Annotated in this window: 14 protein-coding genes; 6 read left to right on the top strand and 8 right to left on the bottom strand. The window is 60.2% G+C overall.

The genetic code is table 11. From position 1 onward, the window contains the following. Positions 1 to 5: 5 nt before the first annotated feature. From HMPREF2779_RS04225 to HMPREF2779_RS09160, 7 genes are all read right to left on the bottom strand, one after another. Complete coding sequence (locus HMPREF2779_RS04225; protein ID WP_105360903.1) at positions 6 to 1163, bottom strand: ABC transporter permease; 1158 nt, start codon at positions 1161 to 1163, stop codon at positions 6 to 8. After that, positions 1164 to 1940 carry an ABC transporter ATP-binding protein gene (locus HMPREF2779_RS04220; protein ID WP_105360902.1) on the bottom strand — a complete coding sequence of 259 codons (777 nt, stop codon included), beginning with the start codon at positions 1938 to 1940 and terminating at the stop codon, positions 1164 to 1166. 1 nt (position 1941) lies between these two features. Beyond that, a complete protein-coding gene (locus HMPREF2779_RS04215) occupies positions 1942 to 3156 on the bottom strand; it encodes a peptidoglycan-binding domain-containing protein (protein WP_105360901.1) in 1215 nt (404 codons plus the stop codon). Positions 3157 to 3317: 161 nt separating this feature from the next. Beyond that, positions 3318 to 4220, bottom strand: coding sequence for an adenylate cyclase (locus HMPREF2779_RS04210; RefSeq protein ID WP_105360900.1), 903 nt, complete (start codon positions 4218 to 4220; stop codon positions 3318 to 3320). Positions 4221 to 4472: 252 nt separating this feature from the next. Further along, on the bottom strand, positions 4473 to 5399 hold the full coding sequence (locus HMPREF2779_RS04205) for a phosphoribosylaminoimidazolesuccinocarboxamide synthase (protein WP_105360899.1): 927 nt from the start codon (positions 5397 to 5399) through the stop codon (positions 4473 to 4475). A gap of 267 nt (positions 5400 to 5666) precedes the next feature. Beyond that, positions 5667 to 6950 carry a phosphoribosylamine--glycine ligase gene (purD, locus tag HMPREF2779_RS04200; RefSeq protein ID WP_070685882.1) on the bottom strand — a complete coding sequence of 428 codons (1284 nt, stop codon included), beginning with the start codon at positions 6948 to 6950 and terminating at the stop codon, positions 5667 to 5669. A 152-nt stretch (positions 6951 to 7102) separates the two neighbouring features. Then, positions 7103 to 7444 carry a PQ-loop repeat-containing protein gene (locus HMPREF2779_RS09160; RefSeq protein WP_070685884.1) on the bottom strand — a complete coding sequence of 114 codons (342 nt, stop codon included), beginning with the start codon at positions 7442 to 7444 and terminating at the stop codon, positions 7103 to 7105. Between the two features lie 262 nt (positions 7445 to 7706). Between HMPREF2779_RS09160 and HMPREF2779_RS04190 the strand changes: the two genes are divergently transcribed. From HMPREF2779_RS04190 to HMPREF2779_RS04170, 5 genes are all read left to right on the top strand, one after another. After that, the gene (locus HMPREF2779_RS04190) at positions 7707 to 8834 is read left to right on the top strand and encodes an asparaginase (protein WP_070685886.1); all 1128 of its coding nucleotides are present in this window, start codon (positions 7707 to 7709) and stop codon (positions 8832 to 8834) included. 2 nt (positions 8835 to 8836) lie between these two features. Further along, a complete protein-coding gene (locus HMPREF2779_RS04185; protein ID WP_070685888.1) occupies positions 8837 to 9289 on the top strand; it encodes a sterol carrier family protein in 453 nt (150 codons plus the stop codon). A 240-nt stretch (positions 9290 to 9529) separates the two neighbouring features. Next, entirely contained in the window at positions 9530 to 11281 is a 1752-nt protein-coding gene (gene purF, locus HMPREF2779_RS04180) for an amidophosphoribosyltransferase (protein ID WP_070685890.1), read from the top strand. Next, positions 11281 to 12426, top strand: coding sequence for a phosphoribosylformylglycinamidine cyclo-ligase (gene purM, locus HMPREF2779_RS04175; protein ID WP_105360898.1), 1146 nt, complete (start codon positions 11281 to 11283; stop codon positions 12424 to 12426). The genes purF and purM overlap by 1 nt, the downstream gene beginning before the upstream one ends. Before the next feature lie 701 nt (positions 12427 to 13127). Further along, entirely contained in the window at positions 13128 to 15080 is a 1953-nt protein-coding gene (locus tag HMPREF2779_RS04170; protein WP_105360897.1) for a S8 family peptidase, read from the top strand. A gap of 118 nt (positions 15081 to 15198) precedes the next feature. On the opposite strand, the gene HMPREF2779_RS04165 is transcribed toward HMPREF2779_RS04170, so the two are convergent. Beyond that, positions 15199 to 17094 carry a S8 family peptidase gene (locus HMPREF2779_RS04165; protein ID WP_105360896.1) on the bottom strand — a complete coding sequence of 632 codons (1896 nt, stop codon included), beginning with the start codon at positions 17092 to 17094 and terminating at the stop codon, positions 15199 to 15201. 706 nt (positions 17095 to 17800) lie between these two features. Between HMPREF2779_RS04165 and HMPREF2779_RS04160 the strand changes: the two genes are divergently transcribed. Next, complete coding sequence (locus HMPREF2779_RS04160; RefSeq protein WP_070685898.1) at positions 17801 to 19525, top strand: S8 family peptidase; 1725 nt, start codon at positions 17801 to 17803, stop codon at positions 19523 to 19525. Positions 19526 to 19636: the final 111 nt, after the last annotated feature.

The following is a 19636-nucleotide window of genomic DNA, read 5'->3' as shown; positions in this document are numbered from 1 at the left end:
GGCAATTATTGTAGGAGCTCAAGCGGCTGAACCTTCGTTGCCGCGTAGGCGGGCAATGCACCCGCCACGATGCCCACACCCAAGCCGAGGAAAGGAATCCCGAGGATAAGGGGTGGCAGAGATAGTGCCCATCCGTTGAGAAGACACACAACCCAGGAACCGAGAATACCGAGGATGAAGCCTCCAAGAGCGCCCAAGGCCCCGAGGAGGGCTGCCTCCGCCAGGAAGCTCACCGCCACATCTCGCCGTCCCAGCCCTAATGCACGGTTGATGCCGATTTCCCTGCGGCGTTCCCAGACCGAAATCTGCATGGTCATCACAATGCCGAAGCTTGTCGAGGCGATAAGAACCACCAGAATGATGGTCGTAAGAGCTCGGCTATCCTTCGTCAAGGAAGCACGAAGAGTCACCGGTGAAGGCGGAATCTCGATATTTGTATCAACTGGGGCGCGCTGCGGATCGAGTACCTGCTTGAGCTGTTCCGCGACCGTATCTGCACTTCCTGGATTCACGATGACGTCCATACCGCGTTGCAGGGTGTGGGCTTGCGGCAAGAAAGTGGAGGTGATCGGCAGAATAAGAGCGCTACTGAGAGCAGCGTTTTTGCCGCCGTCACGGATAATGCCGAGCACGTAGGCTCGCATTCCGTTGACCTCAATCATGTTCCGCCCGGGTTCAGTACTGACCCCTAGCTCCTTCGCGAGGGCAACGCCCAGATAGACGGTAGGCTCACCGGGGCGTTCGCGGGCAGGCTCCGAAAAGTGCCCTTCGACAATGTACGCACCTCGTGCTTTCAAACCCGCTTCTGAAACGATTGCGAGGGGTGTTTGTTGGCCCTCATGCCCCGGTCTGTTGACCTGTGGACGCGTTGTCTGCGTATCGATGGTGACTGTACCGGCAGCTTTGACCTCTGGAACTTGGTTAACGCGCCAGAGTAGTTCATCCTCCGGTATATCCCAGGTCTGCGGCTGGAGGCGCACACCGAGCCGGGTAGAATCGTAACTGGCCAGCTGCGAGCTCGTATTGAGCGCCGATGACTCGCTGACGCCCACCAGCATGATGATGGTGGTTGTTCCTGCAAGCATCGCCAGTACCGTGAGCAGGTTGCGGCGCCAACGGCGAACAACTGCAAGGAGAGCGTAGTGAAGGTTGTTCCTTAGCATCTATCCTCCCCTGACAACGGGTTCTTTGAGCGATTGGTGGGCCGGTTCTTCGGGACGAGTGAGTTCGGGGCTAACGAGCATCCCATCGACCATGTGCAGCTGCCGGTCGCAGCGAGCCGCGATATCGGGCTCATGGGTGATGATGACCAGGCTTTGCTTCTCCGCACGGCCGGCGAGGAGCAGATCCAACACCTTGTGAGAGTTTTCAGTGTCGAGGTTTCCTGTAGGCTCATCGCACAGCAGGATACGCGGGGCACAGGCTAACGCGCGTGCGACCGCGACTCGTTGCTGTTCACCACCGGACATGTTGCGTGGAAGAACCTCCAGACGGTGCCCCAAACCCACCTGTTCGAGTGCCTGCAACGCACGCTGATGTGCCTGACGGCCCGGTACGCCGCGCATCCGGAGGGTGTGGGTAATGTTCTCGGTGGCGTTCAGGTGAGCGATGAGGTGGTACGCCTGAAAGACAAAAGCGATGTGCTCACGGCGTGCTACAGTTCGCTCGGCGTCGCTGGCGGTGCCCATGTTTTGGCCCAATATTTTCAGCTCACCTTCAGAGGGCTGATCGAGTAGCCCGATGATAGAGAGGAGCGTAGATTTTCCGCTTCCAGAGGCGCCGGTAATGGCCACCGATTCGCCTTCATGAATGCTGAGGGTTGCGTTTTTTAGCGCCCAGGTGGAGGGCGGGAAGAAACGCGCAATATTGTGGCACTCGATATTAGGTTTTGTGGCGGTAGCGCTCGTGGGGAGGGCACGTTCTGTCTCGTGATGAGGCATTTTAGCTTTCCTTCAGCTTCACGACGGTACCTACCTTGAGTTCTGCAGCGGGGTTGACGAGCTCGCAGATTCCGGCGGAGCACACACCGAGGGTGACGGGAACGCTCTGACCGTTATCCAGGGTGATGGAGTGCGTTCCGTTTTCTTCAGTTTTGACGGCGGCTTCAAGCACTGCGAGGGCGTTTTCAGCGCCTCGGTTGAGAGTGACGGTTGCTTGAAAACGTGTTGATGCCGTCGTGTTTTCCGGCAAGTCGATTTTGATGGGGTAGCGTTTCCGTGCGTTAGCTCCCTGTGCGGAGGTATCGCTGTTAGGTCGCGCGCTGTTCTGAGCACCGTTGGAGGCACCTGCGTTAGCGCCGCCGTCAGCGTTAGTTGAGCCTTCGGGTGTGAGGGCCGCGCCCAGAGTGCCTTCGAGCGAACTTCCGTTATCGGTAAGAATCTGGACTTTCTGTCCCTCAGCGAGTTCATTGCTGAGAGCGCTACCGTCCGCCGAGAGTACCAGACGGTATCCACCCGCGGATAGGGTGCACAGCGCCGGAGTTGAGGTTTGGCCTTTGGTGCCGCAGCTGTTGTCTACGGTGTATTCATTGCCGTCAGCAAAGAGGTATTCAGAGAGCGGCAGTGCGGTGCTGTAGCGTCCTTCTTCGGTTCGGTCAGTATCCCCGGGAGGGTAGTAGCCACGATCCAGGTAGAAACGGTAGACAGCGTTGGCGGTTGCTTCGCCGTAGTTTCCTTCCTCATCCCAGATACTGTAGCCGAGCGATTCTAGAGCTTCTTGGAGCTGTTTAACATCATCGCCGCGTGCGCCTACAGCAAGGTCGCGGTAGGCGGGAATGCTACCTTTGAACGCGATGATAGGACGCTCATTGATAGTGGTGATAATTGAGCCGTTACTCAGCTGGGTGCCCGCTTTGGCGCCGTCCCTGGTCACCACTCCTTGAGGGGTTCCTACGGTGTAGCTTCGGGCGGGTGACACGCTGACTTCTCCCGAGTAGGTGCGGGTAACAGTCTGCGTGCTGATTCGGGTTGTTAGTTGCGCGGCGCGGGACGGCTGCGCATTGGATTCAACATTGGTGCGTAGCCCCGTATTAAGGGCGTAGATAGAGAACCCGCCGGTGATGACGAGCAGAATGACGAGCACCGGAACCAGGTAGGCGCGTATGGTTGCCGTTGTAGCGGCGCGGCGGGGGTTTTCTGAACTCTGCTGCGTGTTCATGGGTTCACCTTTCTGCGGTGAAATACGGGGCGGGGGGGGGAATAAAGGGGTGTATCCTCTGCTCTCATCCGCGGGTGAAAGCGGTTGAGAGCAGAGGACCGGTAGAAAATTCTCGCTAGAAAATGTCCAACAAGGAATCAGCGTTTACTGGTTGCCGTCGGCTAGTTGCCGTTGACTAGAGCTGCGGCGCGCTCCTGCGCCTGACGCTCGATATCGCGTACTTCAAGGATGAGCGGCTCATGCTCATTGAGCCAGGTCGCAGCCTTTTCGTAGTAGATATTCTGTGCCTTAGTCAGGATTCCAGTGGACTTTTGACAGTTGTAGTCGGCGTGAGCTAGGGACTGCTCTTCCGCATTGGCGGCTACATTGGCTGCCTTGTACTTACCCCAGGTTTTCTCTGCGTAGCTGGGAGCATCTCCGAAGTGCTGGATATCGGCGTATCCGCTTTCTTTCATGCATGCACCGTAGGTGGTGTCATCGCGGTAGTATTTCCCCATTTCTTCTACTGCGTTATTTTTGGATCCGCCCGTAATCAGCTCGTTAATGAGGTTGGTGTACTTGAGGTAGTTTTCTGCTGAACCGAAGACAGCCTCTGCCGCACGTCCGATGCAAGAATCTGTTGCCATACCGACCTGGGCACCATTACTCATCGTGATGGTGACAGTTTTGCTGTCTGCGGCTTGTGGGTCGCCTTGGAACGCCTTCCGATATGCCGGGTTTTCCATCGCGGGTGCATTGCTTGAGCTAGCGTTGTCCTGCCGGGTGGACAAGTACCCTTGGGTGGCCGCTTCTTCGTTGGGGAGGTGGGCGCCACTCATCGCAAGTTCATGAACGGAGGTGCCCTCAATAATGTTCTGGCTACCGGAGTAGGTGAAGGACTTCTCGCTCATGCACTTTTTGACCTCGTTGACAAGGGCCACGTTAATATCCGGGGAGGGATTCTCGTAGCTTGCCAGGACATTACGAATGTCTTGCTTAACTTCAACGGTGGTGGAGCAACTCGATACGCCCAGGCAGCAGGCAATACCGATAAGGGCGAGGGATGCGAAGGGCTTCTTTGCCATGGACTTCACCTTTCTCAAGTATCATTGATGGGCGAGAACCGGCAGTGATACGAGCGTATCGTGAGCCGATTACTAAGTATGATAGAGGACACCCCCTCCCCGCACAATAGACATACAAGATATATTTATGATGTATAGCACCTATAAGAATGCATGTAAAAGAGCTTATGGATTAAAGGGCGGTGCCCCGGAAGAATGACCTTCCGGGGCACCGCCCTTTATCAAAGACTTATTCAGCCCGAAATATTGAGTTTAGAACTTCGTGCCGGTCAGACGCTCATACGCCTCAACGTAACGGACACGAGTCTTCTCCACAACCTCCTCAGGCAGGTGCGGCACGTTATCCGAACCGTCCCAACCCGCCTCCGGGGAACGCAGCCAGTCACGCACATACTGCTTATCAAAGCTCGGCTGCGCACGACCCGGCTCGTACTGGGTTGCATCCCAGAACCGCGAAGAGTCCGGAGTCAGCACCTCATCGCCCAGGGTGATCTCGCCGCGGTACGAATCGGTACCGAACTCCATTTTGGTATCCGCTAGAATAATGCCCTGCTCGCGAGCAATCTTCTCCGCAGTGGTGTACAGGCTCAGGCTCAGCTCCTCCAGGCGCTCACCCACCGGCTGACCCACCTCAGCGTACAGCTCCTCACGGGTCACCAGCTCATCATGCTCACCCACCTCAGCCTTACCGGTCGGAGTGAAAATCGGGGTGTCCAGGCGGGAACCATCCACCAGACCCGCAGGCAGCTTCACACCAGCAATCTCACCGGTCTCGTTATACGCCGCCAAGCCCGAACCGGTCAGGTAACCGCGCACAATGCACTCCACCGGGAACATGTTCAAGGAGCGACAAATCATTGCTCGACCAGCCACAACATCCGGAACGTCAGTGGACAGCACGTGGTTCGGAACCTGCTTAAGCTGCTCAAACCACCACAGGGACATCTGAGTCAGAATCTTGCCCTTATCCGGGATCTCGGTGGGCAGAATACGGTCAAAAGCGCTAATACGGTCCGAGGCAACAACCATGACCGAACCGGCACGCAGCTCAGCGTCATCATTGACGGTCAAGCCGGTAGCGTCAAAACGTTCCTCATTCGGAACGTACAGGTCGCGGACCTTGCCGGAATAAATGTGAGTCCAGCCCGGGATTTCCACGGGGTTAGAACGAGAAGTCATGAGAATTTCTCCTGATGAGGTGGTGTGATGTGGATGCAAAAAGTCTGTGTAATTACAATACCGCGACAGGCGCGGCTCCCGATAGTGCCACCAGTCATCAATACGGCACAATCTTGAGAGCCCAACCTGCCCCGGTCGCCGCCGACAGCGCCCCGAGCTGAGGAAATGAACCCGGGAAAAGCTGAGGCGGCGAGGAATAAAGAAGCGAGTGGCAAAGAAGCGACCGGCTCCCCCACCCTCAAGCGGGGAAGCCGGTCACCTTAGGTTTTAGCCGCGCGGAGCGGGAATGTGGATGCGGTTCTCCACAGCCTTCAGCGCGATATCGGTGCGGTACTGCGCGCCAGCCCAGGAGATAGCGCGAACACCCTCGTAGGCGGCGTTACGGGCGGCAGCCAGGTCATCGCCGAGGGCAACAACAGCCAGCACACGACCGCCAGCAGTCAGCACACCCTCCTCAGATGCGACGGTGCCCGCGTGAATCACGTGCACGCCCTCCAGAGCGTTCGCCTCATCCAGACCGGAGATGACGTCACCCTTGCGGGGAGTGTCCGGGTAGTTCTCGGCAGCCATGACCACGTCAACTGCGGTGCGGGGATCCCAATCCAGCTCGGTACCCTCAGAAATTTCACCGCGAGCAGCCGCGCGCAGCAGCTGACCCAGCGGGGTGCGCAGACGCGCCAGAACCGCCTGGGTTTCCGGGTCGCCAAAGCGGGCGTTAAACTCGATAACGCGCACGCCGCGGCTGGTCACAGCCAGACCGCAGAAGAGCACGCCCACGAACGGGGTGCCGCGCTCAGCCATACGAGCCACGGTCGGGCGTGCCACCTTCTCCACGACCTCCTGCACGAAGCCCTCGGGCAGCCAGGGAAGCGGGGTGTAGGCGCCCATACCGCCGGTGTTCGGACCCTCGTCGTTGTCGAAAATGCGCTTGAAGTCCTGCGCCGGGGACAGTGGCAGAACGTTCTTGCCGTCAGAGATGACGAAGAGGGACACCTCGGGGCCGTTCAGGAACTCTTCGATGACCACGGTGCCGCCAGCGTTGAAGCAAGCCTGAGCGTGCTCCAGTGCCGCGGTGCGGTCCTCGGTCACCACAACGCCCTTACCCGCAGCCAGGCCGTCGTCCTTCACCACGTAGGGTGCGCCGAACTCGTCCAGTGCCGCCTGCGCCTCAGCGGCGTTCGATGCCACGTAGGCGCGGGCGGTCGGTACGGAAGCCTCTTCCATAACCTGCTTAGCGAAAGCCTTGGAACCTTCCAGCTGCGCAGCAGCTGCGGAGGGTCCGAAAACGTCAAAGCCCGCCTCACGCAGTGCATCGGAGACACCTGCGACCAGGGGCGCCTCCGGGCCGATAACGACCAGGTCGGCGTTCAGTTCGCGTGCCAGAGCGGTTGCCTGGGCTGGGTCATTCGCATCAATTGCGTGGACGGGAACATCCTGAGCAATGCCGGCGTTGCCGGGGGCACTGTGCACCTCGGTTACCTCAGGGTCGCGCAGAAGCGCTCGAATAATTGCGTGTTCGCGGCCGCCGGGGCCCAGTACCAAAACCTTCATGCTATTCAGGGTACCCGCTATCACACTAAAAATGTGAGCTGAGCACACTAAAAATGCGGCTCTTCTTCTCATGTAGCGGCACAGTCGCAAGAATGCACGCTAGAGAAGAGCCGCACGGCGCGGTAACCGAAGCTACCTAATCAAGCTAAACCTTAGATGAGGGCGGTAATAGCAGCCAAGCTGCCGAAGACAATACCGGGAGCGTTCGCGATGATAATCGGGATGTCCTTCTTGGGGCGCCACAGGCCGTACAGCAACCAGAGGGTGCAGTTCATAGCGGCTACCAGAGGCTGGATCCAGTCACCCTTGTGACCGTTCAGGTTACCGATAATCTGCGGGAAGTAGAACACGTACATGAGCACGGCAGCAATCGAAGCGGCTCGCGCGAGAATGGGGAAGAACTTTGCGTGGAATTCAGATTCTGCGCCCACGCCGCCCTTAGAGGAAGTGTTCTGTGCCGAGGTGTTTGCGGAGGTGTTGTTCTGCTCTGCCATGGATGTACTCCTTTACATGGTTTGCCGCTCACTGATCAATAATGAGTTGAGGTGGTGAGGGGCGCTAAGGATGCATACGCGTACCGGGTCGCGCCTAACTAGTTTCGCATAGATATTAGGGGCCCCTGGGCTGCAGCAATTTCCTACCGGATGCATTACGCCCGTTCTCAGACTGCATATCGGGGCATACCAGCCCCACGCTCACCTCCGCGCCACTGAACACAAATAGGGTCAAGCCGCACGCCCCGTTTAAACTAGAAGAATGACCAACAGCACCACCCCACAGGCAACCACTCACACCACCGACCACAGCAGCCCCTTCGACGTAGAACTCGCGCAACTCACCCGCAACAACTTCATTGAGGCACGCCACCGCGGCCGCCTCATCCTGCTGGGCCCCGACGGCGAAGTACAGCTTGCCCTCGGCGACATTCACGAGCCCTTCTACCTGCGCTCTGCCGCCAAGCCGCTGCAGGCCATCGGATCCATGAAGGCGGGCGCACCCCTGCGCGGCTCCCAGGTCGCCATCGCCTGCGGCTCGCACCGCGGCACCTTCGAGCAGATGCGCGCCGTGCAGGACGTACTCACCCAAGGCAGCACCGAAACCAACCCCCTCACCCCGGCAAACCTGGCGCTCAAGCCCACGCTCCCCTCCGACAAGCAGGCACGCCAGGCAATGGTTCAGGCGAACCTTGCCGCTACTGCCCTGGCGCATCCCTGCTCCGGCAAGCACGCCGCATTCCTGTGGGCGTGCACCGCCAAGCTTGAGCGCGGCGACCTCGAAGAGGGCTCGCAGAGCTGGACCTTGCACAACTACCTCGACCCCGCCCACCCGCTGCAGCAGGTCATCACCGAAGAGATTGAGGCGTTCACCGGCGAGCCCGTAGCCGCAATCGGCGTTGACGGCTGCGGTGCGCCCGTGCACGCCGTCTCCCTGGCCGGTGCCGCACGCGCCTACTCAACCCTGGGTGCGGCAATCCGCAACCTCGGGGCGGATGCGCGTGCCTCCACGGTCGCGACCGCCATGGTGGACTACCCCGAGCTGATTCAGGCACCCGGATCCCCCGACACCGTGCTCAGCGAAGAACTGGACGCGATCGTCAAGGGCGGCGCGGAGGGCGTGCTCGGCATTGGTCTGCGTTCGGGTGCGTCCGTGGCGGTGAAGATGAGCGACGGTTCACACCGCGCCATGTACGCCGTGGCTCTGTGTGCTCTCGCCGCTGGCGGCTACCTGAGCGCCGAGGAATGCGAGCGCCTACTCGCGCTGGTGGTGCATCCGGTGACCGGCGGCTACGTGGACGGCAAGCCGGTTGAGGTAGGCGAGTTGCGCGTACATGAGGAGCTTTTCACCCGCGAGGATTTGGTTCCCGGCGCCCCGGAAGAGGACTAATCGTGGCGATTCGGCGTAAGACCAGCGAGGAAGCGGGCATGGCGGCGGTACGCGAAGTGCGTGCTTTCTTTGAGGAACAGCATGCGGCAACCGGCGAGCCTGCCTATTCGCACACCCGAGACGAGTACCTGCTGAGCGCTCCCGAGGTGGAGCAGGCGTTTGCCGCGCTCCCCCGTTCGGTGCGTGCGACCTTCGTGCGCTTCACCCTTGAAGAGCTTGCTACCCTCGCCCCCGGCAATAGCGTGGAGGTGCGTGTGCCCCCGCTGGGGGTGACCCAGTGTGTGGCGGGTCCTCGCCATACGCGCGGCACCCCGCCGTCCGTGGTGGAGGCGCGCCCGCTCGTGTGGGCGGCACTGGTGCTGGGTGCGTGTTCGTGGGCGCAGGCGGTGGGTGCCGGTGCGCTTGATGCGTCGGGCGAGCGCAGCGACCTTTCGGGCTTGTTGCCGCTCTTCTAGAATTTGCTACGAGCCCGCAGGCCCACTCAGTTTTCGTAATTTGGTGTGTTTATTGCCCGTTCTAGCGGTCCATCCTGAGGTATTTAGCATATCCTTCACCGCATCGACCCCGAAACCCGGTACACTTTTAAAGGTCTGGTGTATGCTACGGCACACGCAGGCAGGTGCGAGTACAGAAACACACATCCGTCTTGCGCCTGCGCAGACGCATCCGCAGTCCCAACGTCGAAAAGAAGTGAATTGATTCGCCCCGACGGAAAACTCACTCACGACCTCGATCCGATTGACCACGGCCCCAAGGACGCCTGCGGCGTCTTCGGTGTCTGGGCACCCGGCGAGGACGTGGCAAAGCTAACCTACTACGGCCTGTACGCACTCCAGCACCGCGGCCAGGAATCAGCAGGTATCGCAACCAGTAACGGCAAACGTATCCACGTGTACAAAGATATGGGACTCGTCTCCCAGGTCTTTGACGAAGCCACCCTCAGCTCCATGCCCGGTGACCACGCTATCGGCCACGCCCGATACTCCACCACCGGCGCATCCCACTGGGCTAACGCACAGCCGACTCTCGGTACCACCCCGCACGGTACGCTCTGCCTGGCGCACAACGGTAACCTCACCAACTCGGCAGACCTCTACGAGCGTCTGATTGAAAAGAACGGCGGCAAGCCCCCCAAGCACGGCGAACTCGCCCAGGGCAACACCACCGACACCGCACTCGTCACCGCTCTGCTGGCGGAGCACGACTTCGACTCCCTCGAAGAAGCAGCACTCGACCTGCTGCCGACCCTGCGCGGTGCCTTCTGCCTCACCTTCATGGATGAGAACACCCTCTACGCCGCACGCGACCCGCAGGGTGTACGCCCCCTCGTGCTCGGTCGCCTGGAGCGCGGCTGGGTTGTCGCATCCGAAACCGCGGCACTTGATATTGTCGGCGCGTCCTTCGTGCGTGAAGTTGAGCCCGGCGAATTCCTCACCATCGACGAGAACGGCCTGCGTTCCCAGCGCTTCGCTGAGGCTAAGCCCGCAGGTTGTGTCTTCGAGTACGTTTACCTCGCTCGCCCGGACACCACCATCTCCGGCCGTAGCGTCTACGAATCACGCGTAGAAATGGGCCGTCAGCTCGCCCGCGAACACGCCGTCGAAGCTGACCTGGTCATGCCCACCCCCGAATCCGGTGTTCCCGCCGCTATTGGTTACGCCGAAGAGTCCGGCATTCCCTACGGTAACGGTCTGGTCAAGAACGCTTACGTGGGTCGAACCTTCATTCAGCCCTCGCAGACTATCCGCCAGCTCGGTATCCGTCTGAAGCTGAACCCGCTCAAGTCCGTGGTTGCTGGCAAGCGCCTCGTCGTCATTGACGACTCCATCGTTCGCGGTAACACCCAGCGCGCCCTCGTGCGTATGCTCCGCGAAGCTGGCGCGAAGGAAGTGCACGTGCGCATCTCCTCCCCGCCCGTAAAGTGGCCCTGCTTCTACGGTATTGACTTCGCCTCCCGCGCGGAGCTGATCGCGAACGGCCTGTCCGTGGACGAAATCGCCTCCTCCCTGGGCGCCGACTCGCTCGGCTTCATCTCCCAGGACGGCATGATTGCAGCCACCGAACAGCCCGTCGAAAACATGTGTACCGCATGCTTCACCGGCGAATACCCGATTGAACTGCCCAGCGAGGAACGACGCGGCAAGTCCCTCTTTGACGCGGAAGAAAAGGGTAAGGGCGGACCCCTCGCCGGTAAGGCGGCAGAGGTGACCGTGGAACGTCCCGTTCCCTCCAAGCCCGAGCACGCCGAGGCTGTCTCCATTGAAACCCGCGAAGGCACCGAAACTCTCGAAACGAAGTTCGACCCCTCCGCAGTACAGATTGCCGCAGACGATGCCGGTATGGGCATGTGCAACCCCGGGCCCGACGCCGACCTCGAGGCACTGCTCACCGAGCAGGACCGCACCCCCGCAAACTCCTCCGCTACCACTACCCCGAAGGAATCCTAATGAGCGAGAACACCACCACCGTAACCTACGCAAGCGCAGGTGTTGACGTAGAGGCTGGCGATCGCGCCGTTGAGCTGATGAAGGGCGCTATCAAGGCGACCCACAACTCCTCCGTCGTTGGTGGCGTGGGCGGCTTCGCGGGCCTGTACGACGTCTCCGAGCTGGTCAAGTACCGCAAGCCCTACCTTGCCACCTCCACGGACGGTGTGGGCACCAAGGTCGCTATTGCGCAGGCACTCGATATTCACGACACCATCGGTTACGACCTGGTCGGCATGGTCGTGGACGACATCGTCGTGTGCGGTGCTAAGCCGCTGTTCATGACCGACTACATTGCCACCGGCAAGGTCGTTCCCGAGCGTATCGCTGACATTGTGCGCGGTATCGCTGGCGCATGTGCACAGGCTGGCACCGCCCTGGTTGGCGGCGAAACCGCTGAGCACCCCGGCCTGCTCGCAGAAAATGAGTACGACGTTGCGGGCGCGGCGACCGGTCTGGTTGAGGCTGACGAGCTGCTCGGCCCCGAGCGCGTACGTGAGGGCGACGTGCTGATTGCTATGGCGTCCTCCGGTATTCACTCCAACGGCTACTCCCTGGTCCGCAAGGTCCTGAACGTTGCCGGCTGGGGTCTGGAGCGCCAGGTGGACGAGCTGGGCCGCACCATCGGTGAAGAGCTGCTCGAACCCACCCGCGTGTACGCTGCAGACTGCCTGGACCTGGCAGCGGCATTCCCCGTCAACGGCGAAGACGGCACCACCGGCACCGGTGTACGCGGCTTCTCCCACGTGACCGGCGGCGGCCTGGCTGCTAACTTGGCTCGCGTTCTGCCTCAGGGCCTGGAGGGTCGCGTGGATCGCTCCACCTGGCAGATTCCCGCCATCTTCTCCCTGATTGGTTCGCTGGGCAACGTGCCCCTTGCCGACCTGGAGCGCACCCTGAACCTGGGCGTGGGCATGATCGCTATCGTTGACCCCTCCGTGGCTGAGGCTGCTACCAAGCGCCTGAACGACCGCGGTATCCCCTCTTGGATTATGGGTGACGTTGTTGCCGCCGGTGAGCCCGAAGCTAACAACCCCGATTACGTTCAGGGCGCTAAGGGCGTGGACGGCGGCGCGGTTCGCCTGCTGGGCTCCTACGCTTCCTAAGGACGCTTTCTCCAGTAGACAGCGAGCGCCAGCTTGCTGATGCTGATGATTCAATAGACCGGGGCGGTCACCGATGCGGTGGCCGCCCCGGTCTTTTGTGTGCATATAGGCTGCGCCAGGTGCTGATTGTTTGTAGTGTTGGTTCCCAATGTCACTAGATGTGCGCCCTACCGGCGGTACGTACTGTCAGACATGCCTACAGCCAGCTTTTTCTATAATTTCACGCGCATTTCAGGCTATTTTTATTTTTTAATATCAACGGCATTTGAGTACTTGCATACCAGTGTTAAAACATTTATTTTTTACCCTACCCTTCAAGATGTACCACATAGCAAGCCCCTCACCCCTAAGTCTTCAAGCTTCACCCACATAAACCCTCAATGATTAGGCATTATCCAGTCTTCACGAGTTGATTTTTCACACATTACCTCTTCAAAAACTACTTCAAAGATCCCTCAATCTACCCCTGAAGTGATACTTTAGAGAAGTACATTGCACACCGTCTAAAAGAGTTCTTTCAGTAGACGAAAAGGATAAAGATTCCCCTATTCTCTCGCCCCGATTAATGCGTCAGAGATCCCAAAATATATCTCCTTTCGCCCCGCAAAACCATCTACAAGACACCTCCTAAAAGACACAGGTGAAACGCACTCGTACACCCTCGCACAATCCGCGCAAGATACCTACAACAGGAGAACCAGATGAGGCTTCCATATTTCGACGCGCAGCCCGCCGAAACACCCCCTCACCACCCCTACACCAACACCAGCCGTCGCAAGCGCCCCGCACACGTAGCCCTGAGCCTGTTCGTCGCCGGTGCACTCATCTTCGGAGGCGACCTGCCCGCAGCCCTCGCACAGGCGCCCAGCGACGAAGCCACCCTGGCAGCAGCTCAGGCAGCACCCCAGATTGAAGGGCCCGTAAGCCCCCTCAATCTGATGCACAATGGCGCAGCACGCCCTAACACCCCCACCGCAGCTGCTCCGGGTACGCTCCCCCAGCAGAAGTTCGACCGCTTCATCGTCACATACACCCAAGAAGCTAAGCAGCGTAAGCAGCAGAACGAAGGCAATCAGGACGCAATCCAAGACATCGCTAATGACGTTAAAGACACCGTTGATGTTGCCAGCGAATCTCTGAACGTCGACACCCAAATCCTGCGCAATACCTCCACAGATGACACTGTCGTTCAGACCTCCAAGAGCCTGAACAAAAATGAGGCAAAGGAGTTCATGTCACAGGTCGCCTCCGACCCGGACGTAGCCTCCGTAGAACCCGACTACATCAACCACCCCGCATACCTCCAGGACATCACCTTCACGTACAACGACCCGCAGTACAGCAAGCAGTGGAACCTCACCAACCCCACCACCGGTGTCCAGAACACCGGTAACGCCCGACTGCGCCGCGGTGCCCACGTCAAGGTCGCCGTACTCGACACCGGCTACGTACCGCACCCCGACCTGGTCACTGGCATGGCAAACGGCTACGACTTCATCAGCGACCCCCTCAGCGCCCGCGACGGCGACGGCCGCGACCCCAACCCCAGGGATGAAGGCGACTACGCGCCCTACAACCTCTGCAAGGACCAGGCGAACGCCCACACTTCCACCTGGCACGGCACCAGCGTTGCCGGCATTATCGGTGCCCGCGGCGGCAACGGCATGGGCATCGTTGGTACCGCCGACCTCGCCCGTGTGCAGCCCGTGCGCGTGCTGGGCCGATGCGGTGGCCGCACCTCCGACATTGCCGACGCCATCATCTGGGCAGCCGGCGGACACGTTGACGGAGTACCGGATAACACCTACCCCGCCAAGATCATCAACATGTCCCTAGGCACTGTGAGCTCCTGCCCCGCCGCTTACCAGCGCGCCATCGATATTGCACGTTCCAGGGGCGCAATCGTTGTCGCCGCGGCAGGTAATGGCAACACGGATGCTTCCAAGTACGCGCCCGCCAACTGCAGGGGCGTTATCACGGTTGGCGCAACCACCAAGGCTGGCACGCGAGCATCATTCTCGAACTACGGCACGAGGGTGAACATTTCGGCACCGGGTGAGGACATCCTCACCCTGTCCATGAACAGCCTCGACCGCCCGGATAACACCAAGTTCAGCTACGACTACGAGAGCGGCACTTCCATGGCAGCGCCGCACGTCTCCGCCCTGCTGGCTCAGCAGCTGATCAACGGCACCACCATGACCACCGAGCAGGTATACCAGGCGTTCACCCTCATGAGGACGAACCGCATCAAGTGCGATAAGTACTTCTGTGGACGAGGCCTTATCAACAGCTTCTACCTCGCGAAGAAGGCAGGAAACCTGGACGCCAACGGCAAGCTTGCCTTCCAACGCCCGCCGCGCAAGGTCATCTCCAAGGGTTTGAGCACTGGCACGTCTAAGGAAAAGATCGCCGACGGTGCAGGCAAGGCTGAGGCAGCTGAGGCAACCACTGCAGCATCCACGCAGGCGACTGGCACCGATGAGCAGAACCTCGCTGACGACTACGACCGGATTCCTGGCGCCCCCGCAATGGAAATCCTCGAAGATGCCCAGGTCTACGACCTGAACGGTGACATCGAGCCCATCACCCAGGAGGAACCGCTGGTCACCAGCCCGGTGCAGAAACCCCGCGAGGCCGAAGAAAAGCACTAACCACCCATGCCGGAGTGAATCTTCATAAGATTCGCTCTGCAGGTATAGCAGAGCCCCCGATGAGAGAACTCATCGGGGGCTTTTCGTGCCTAAACCCTAACTCGACTAGCGAAGCTGACTAGCGGCGGTTACCGGTCGCGAAACCAAGATAGCCATTGTTCGGGTAGCCGCTGTTCGGGTAGATGTTCGCAGAAGCACCATACCAGGAGCGGTAACGCGGGGTGTGGCCGTAACGCGGACGCGACGGGTAGGAGGGGCGAGTCACCGGGCGGGACGGGCGAGTCACCGGGCGGCTGGCCTTCGGAGCCGGGGTCACCTTCGGTGCGGGGGCTTGCTGACGCTTAGCGTCCTCCTCAGCCTTCTTGCGTGCCGCCTCTTCAGCCGCCTTCTTACGTGCGGCCTCCTCCTCAGCCTTCTTGCGTGCCGCCTCAGCCGCGGCAGCATCCGCAGCCTCGCGGTCGGAACGGACCTGCTGAACCGCGCGCGCCGCATTCACAATGCCGGAACCGCACGCGGATTGGTCGCACTCAACGCCCTGAGAGGTGGACTGCAGGGCTTTCTTCGCCTGGGCGTACGTCAGCTTCGGGTCGACCGCCTTCATGAGCGCCACAATACCGGCAACATGCGGCGCCGCCATGGAAGTGCCCTGGTACTCGGCGTAATCAGCCTTACCGGGAGCAGTCTTGCCGGCGTTCAGGGTGGAGAGAATACCGCCACCCCAGTAGCGGCGGTCGCCACCGGGGGCGCTCACGTCCACGCGGGAGCCGTAGTTGGAGAAGTAGGAGCGCTTGCCGTTCTTATCGGTTGCGCCCACGTTGATGACGTCCTCGCAGTTGCCGGGGCTGGACTTCGAGGCATCAAAGTTGTTGTTACCCGCAGCAACGACCACGATGGAGCCGCGCTTATTCGCCTGAGCAATCGCCTGGCGGTACGGGGTGGTGCAGGTGCCCTCACTACCGATGGACATGTTAATGACCTGGGCGGGGTTCTGGTTTGCCGGAACGCCGCGCACGCTACCGCCGGCAGCCCAAATAATGCCGTCGGTGATGTCCGAGTCGAAGCCACCGCAGGCGCCCAGAACGCGCACGGGCACGATCTTCGCCTCGGGTGCCACACCGGCAATGCCCTCGTTATTGTTCGCGATAGCGGCAATAGTGCCCGCCACGTGGGTGCCGTGCCAGTCGGAGGCGGTCGCCTTCGAACCGGTGAAGCACTGGTTGTCTACGGTCCAGTTGCCGGCATCGGTCGGGTCGGAGTCGCGGCCGTTACCGTCGTTGGAGAACGCCGACTCGGCAATGAAGTCGTAGCCGGGCAGCACGTTAACGTCCAAGTCCGGGTGGGCGGTAATGCCGGAGTCCAGCACCGCCACGGTTACGCCCTTACCGCGGGTGGTGCCCCACGCCTCCAGCGCAGAGACGCCCTTCTCACCGGTGAGGGACCACATGCGGTTCATCTTCGGGTCGTTGATCTTGACGGTCTCCGAGGTGTTGTCCACGGTGGCGTAGCGGCGCATATCGGGCGACACGGAGGCGACCTTGGAGTTCGCGCTCAGGGCGTTCATGTACTGCTGCGCCTGCGCGGGGGTGAGCTCCGCGGAGGTGGTGACCACGCTGGCATCCAGCGCGGTGGAGCGGACGTAGCTGGTCTTAATGTTCAGCAGCTCGTCAATGCTCTGCACCTCGGAGCTGATGCCCGCGTAGAGTGCGTCGCTCCAGGTTGCCTGCTGGGTACCGGCGGCTGCGGACCAATCAATCTGGTCTGCGGTGGCGTCAGCGGAGGCGGCGTTCTTCGCCTCATCGGTGTAGGTGATGATGAAGCGGTTGTATGCCACGGGCGCGGACTGGGCAGTATTAGCTACCTGTGCCGCCGCAGATGCCTTGGGCTGGGTAGCCTGCGCGGTGGGTGCCGCCACGGCGGGAATCACGCTTGCCGAGAGCAGGCAGGTTGCGGTGACGAAGCTCAGCAGGGAACGCTGTGAGGAGCGTGCCTGCGAGGGGCGAGCAATGCGAAGCATGGACGTCCTTGAGGTGAGTGGTACCGGGTGCGCACGATGCGGCGTAGCGTTGAGGGGGTGTGCTCGGTACGAGTGAATATGGAAGAGTGAGGTGTTAGCGCTGTGCGGTGTTTTCATCGCACGTATCTGCCGGGCAAATATCTCTGTGGGCAGATGCTGTTGTGCGGGGTGGTTGATGCATGGCGCTGTGGTGCGTGGTGTCTGCATTGTGACTTGTGAGGCTGTTGAGGGTAGCTCCACAATATGCATGCACGGGTACGCACCGTGAGATACTCTAGCACCCTTTTTGGGTTACTTTATGAATAAAATAACATTTGTGATGCAAGTCATTTTATGTAAAGATGAGTAAAACTTAAATCTTTACTTTAAGTCTACAAGAATAGTTCGACTAGGCATTTCTTTACCTGCATTTACATGAAAGAAAAATCTCATTATTTACGCCACACTATCAAGCTTTAGCCACTTCACGCATAGGAAAAGGTGCTAGCATAGCGATATCTCACCACATAAACCACTTCCGAAGAACTCCCACACGGGGGTTTAGGGAAAAATACACATCAATGCAGTGATGTGCATTTTCTTTTTTTATTCGCTCCTCACAGGCAAATACACAAAAGAATGCAGATATTTTCTCAAAGGTGCATTTATGTGAGTGGATGACCAACCCACTTGCCGCTTCCGGCACTCACATACGCAAAGGACCCCGATGTCTTTTACCACTCACCCCTCACCGCGCCGCATCGCTCGCGCCGCGCTGAGCCTGGGCACCGCCGCAGCACTCGTCGCGACCCTGGGCGCCCCCGCATCCTTCGCGGCACCCGCCAAGGCTAACGGCACCGAACACGCCAAGGCACACACCACCATCTCCTCCCTCAGCTCCGCACAGCAGAAGGCAGGCTTCAACCGCTTCGTCATCACCTACACCGACAGCGCGCTGAACGCCGGCGGCATCAACTGGGCAAGCCCCGCAGGCACCCAGGTCGCCACCTGGAGCGACGCCCTCTATGCGGGCATCACCTCCGATGTGAAGAGCATTGACGACCTGCTGAAGGTCAAGACCAGCTACGTACGTACTACCGCCCAGAAGGCAACCGTGGTGACCCTCTCTTCGAAGCTCACCGCTGAGCAGGCAGAGAAGTACATGGCGGCTCTGAGCTCCAACGCATCCGTTGCTTCGGTTGAGCCGGACCTGTTGCGCCGCCCCAATGCGCGCCCCAACGGCCGCACCAAGGCTGCCGCTACCCAGGCAAAGCCCGCTGCACAGGCAGCAACAACTCCCGAAGTGACCGCGCCGAACGATACTCTCTATCCGCAGCAGTGGAACCTGCACGGCACCAAGGGCATCTCCGCGCCCGAGGCATGGCAGACCACCCAGGGCGCTGGCGTGACTGTTGCCGTGATTGACTCCGGCATCGTCAAGCACCCCGACCTGGACGCTAACGTTCTGCCCGGCTACGACTTCATCACCGAGCCTGCCATCGCCCGCGACGGCAACGGCCGCGACTCCGACCCGACCGACCAGGGCAACTGGGAAGAAGAGGGCGTCTGCGATGCTGATGCAGAGGCAAGCGAGTCAAACTGGCACGGCACCCACGTTGCCGGCTCCATCGCCGCAATTATGAACAATAAGCGCGGTATCGTCGGTGTGGCACCCTCCACCAAGATTCTACCCGTGCGTGCCCTGGGCATGTGCGGCGGCTACGACTCCGACATTGCGGATGCAATGGTTTGGGCAGCCGGCGGCACCGTTGAAGGCGTTCCCGCGAACTCCAACCCCGCCCAGATTATTAACCTCTCCCTCGGCGGCGAGGGCACCTGCCCCGCAACCTACTCCAAGGCTATTGCTGAGGTGAACAAGCGCGGCGCGATTCTCGTTGTCGCAGCGGGTAACGAGGGGCAGGACACCTCCAAGGTCGCTCCGGCTAACTGCGGCGGTTCGATCGTGGTGGGCGCTACCGACCAGGAGGGTAAGCGTAGCGACTTCTCCAACTACGGCAAGCTTGTTGATGTGAGCGCCCCAGGTAGCAGCATCATGTCCACCGTAGATCTGGGTACCACCGTTTCCACCGGCGCAGGCTACACCGAGTACGACGGCACCTCCATGGCGGCACCTCAGGTTGCTGGCATCATCGCTCTGATGAAGTCCGTGGACCCCTCGCTGAACGCTGAGCGCGCAAAGCAGATTCTAAAGCAGAGCTCCAAGCCACTCACCTGCGATGTGAACGCTTGCGGTTCCGGCATTGTGAACGCTGCGAGCGCACTGGCCGCTCTGCAGGGCAAGAAGGACCCGAACCCCGTGGTCAAGCCCAAGCCCAAGCGTGCCCCCAAGTACCCGACTCGTGCGGCACGTATCGGTTACGTGACGAACCCGGCTGTTAACCACAACCCGCCGTTCCTGATTACCCCCGGTGGTCTGATCCCCGGTCGCTAATCGGCACGTTATCCCTTGGAAGCCGGTGAGCCAATAGGCTTCTGAAGGATGCCACATACAAAAAGCCCCCGTTGAGTTTTTGAACTGCGCCCCGAAACTTGGACGCTATAA

This window comes from Rothia sp. HMSC069C03 (genome assembly GCF_001811075.1).
GTDB classification, from domain to species: Bacteria; Actinomycetota; Actinomycetes; order Actinomycetales; family Micrococcaceae; genus Rothia; species Rothia mucilaginosa.
Note: the sequence above shows the minus strand (reverse complement) of the source record. Positions and strands in the feature narration are given on the sequence as shown.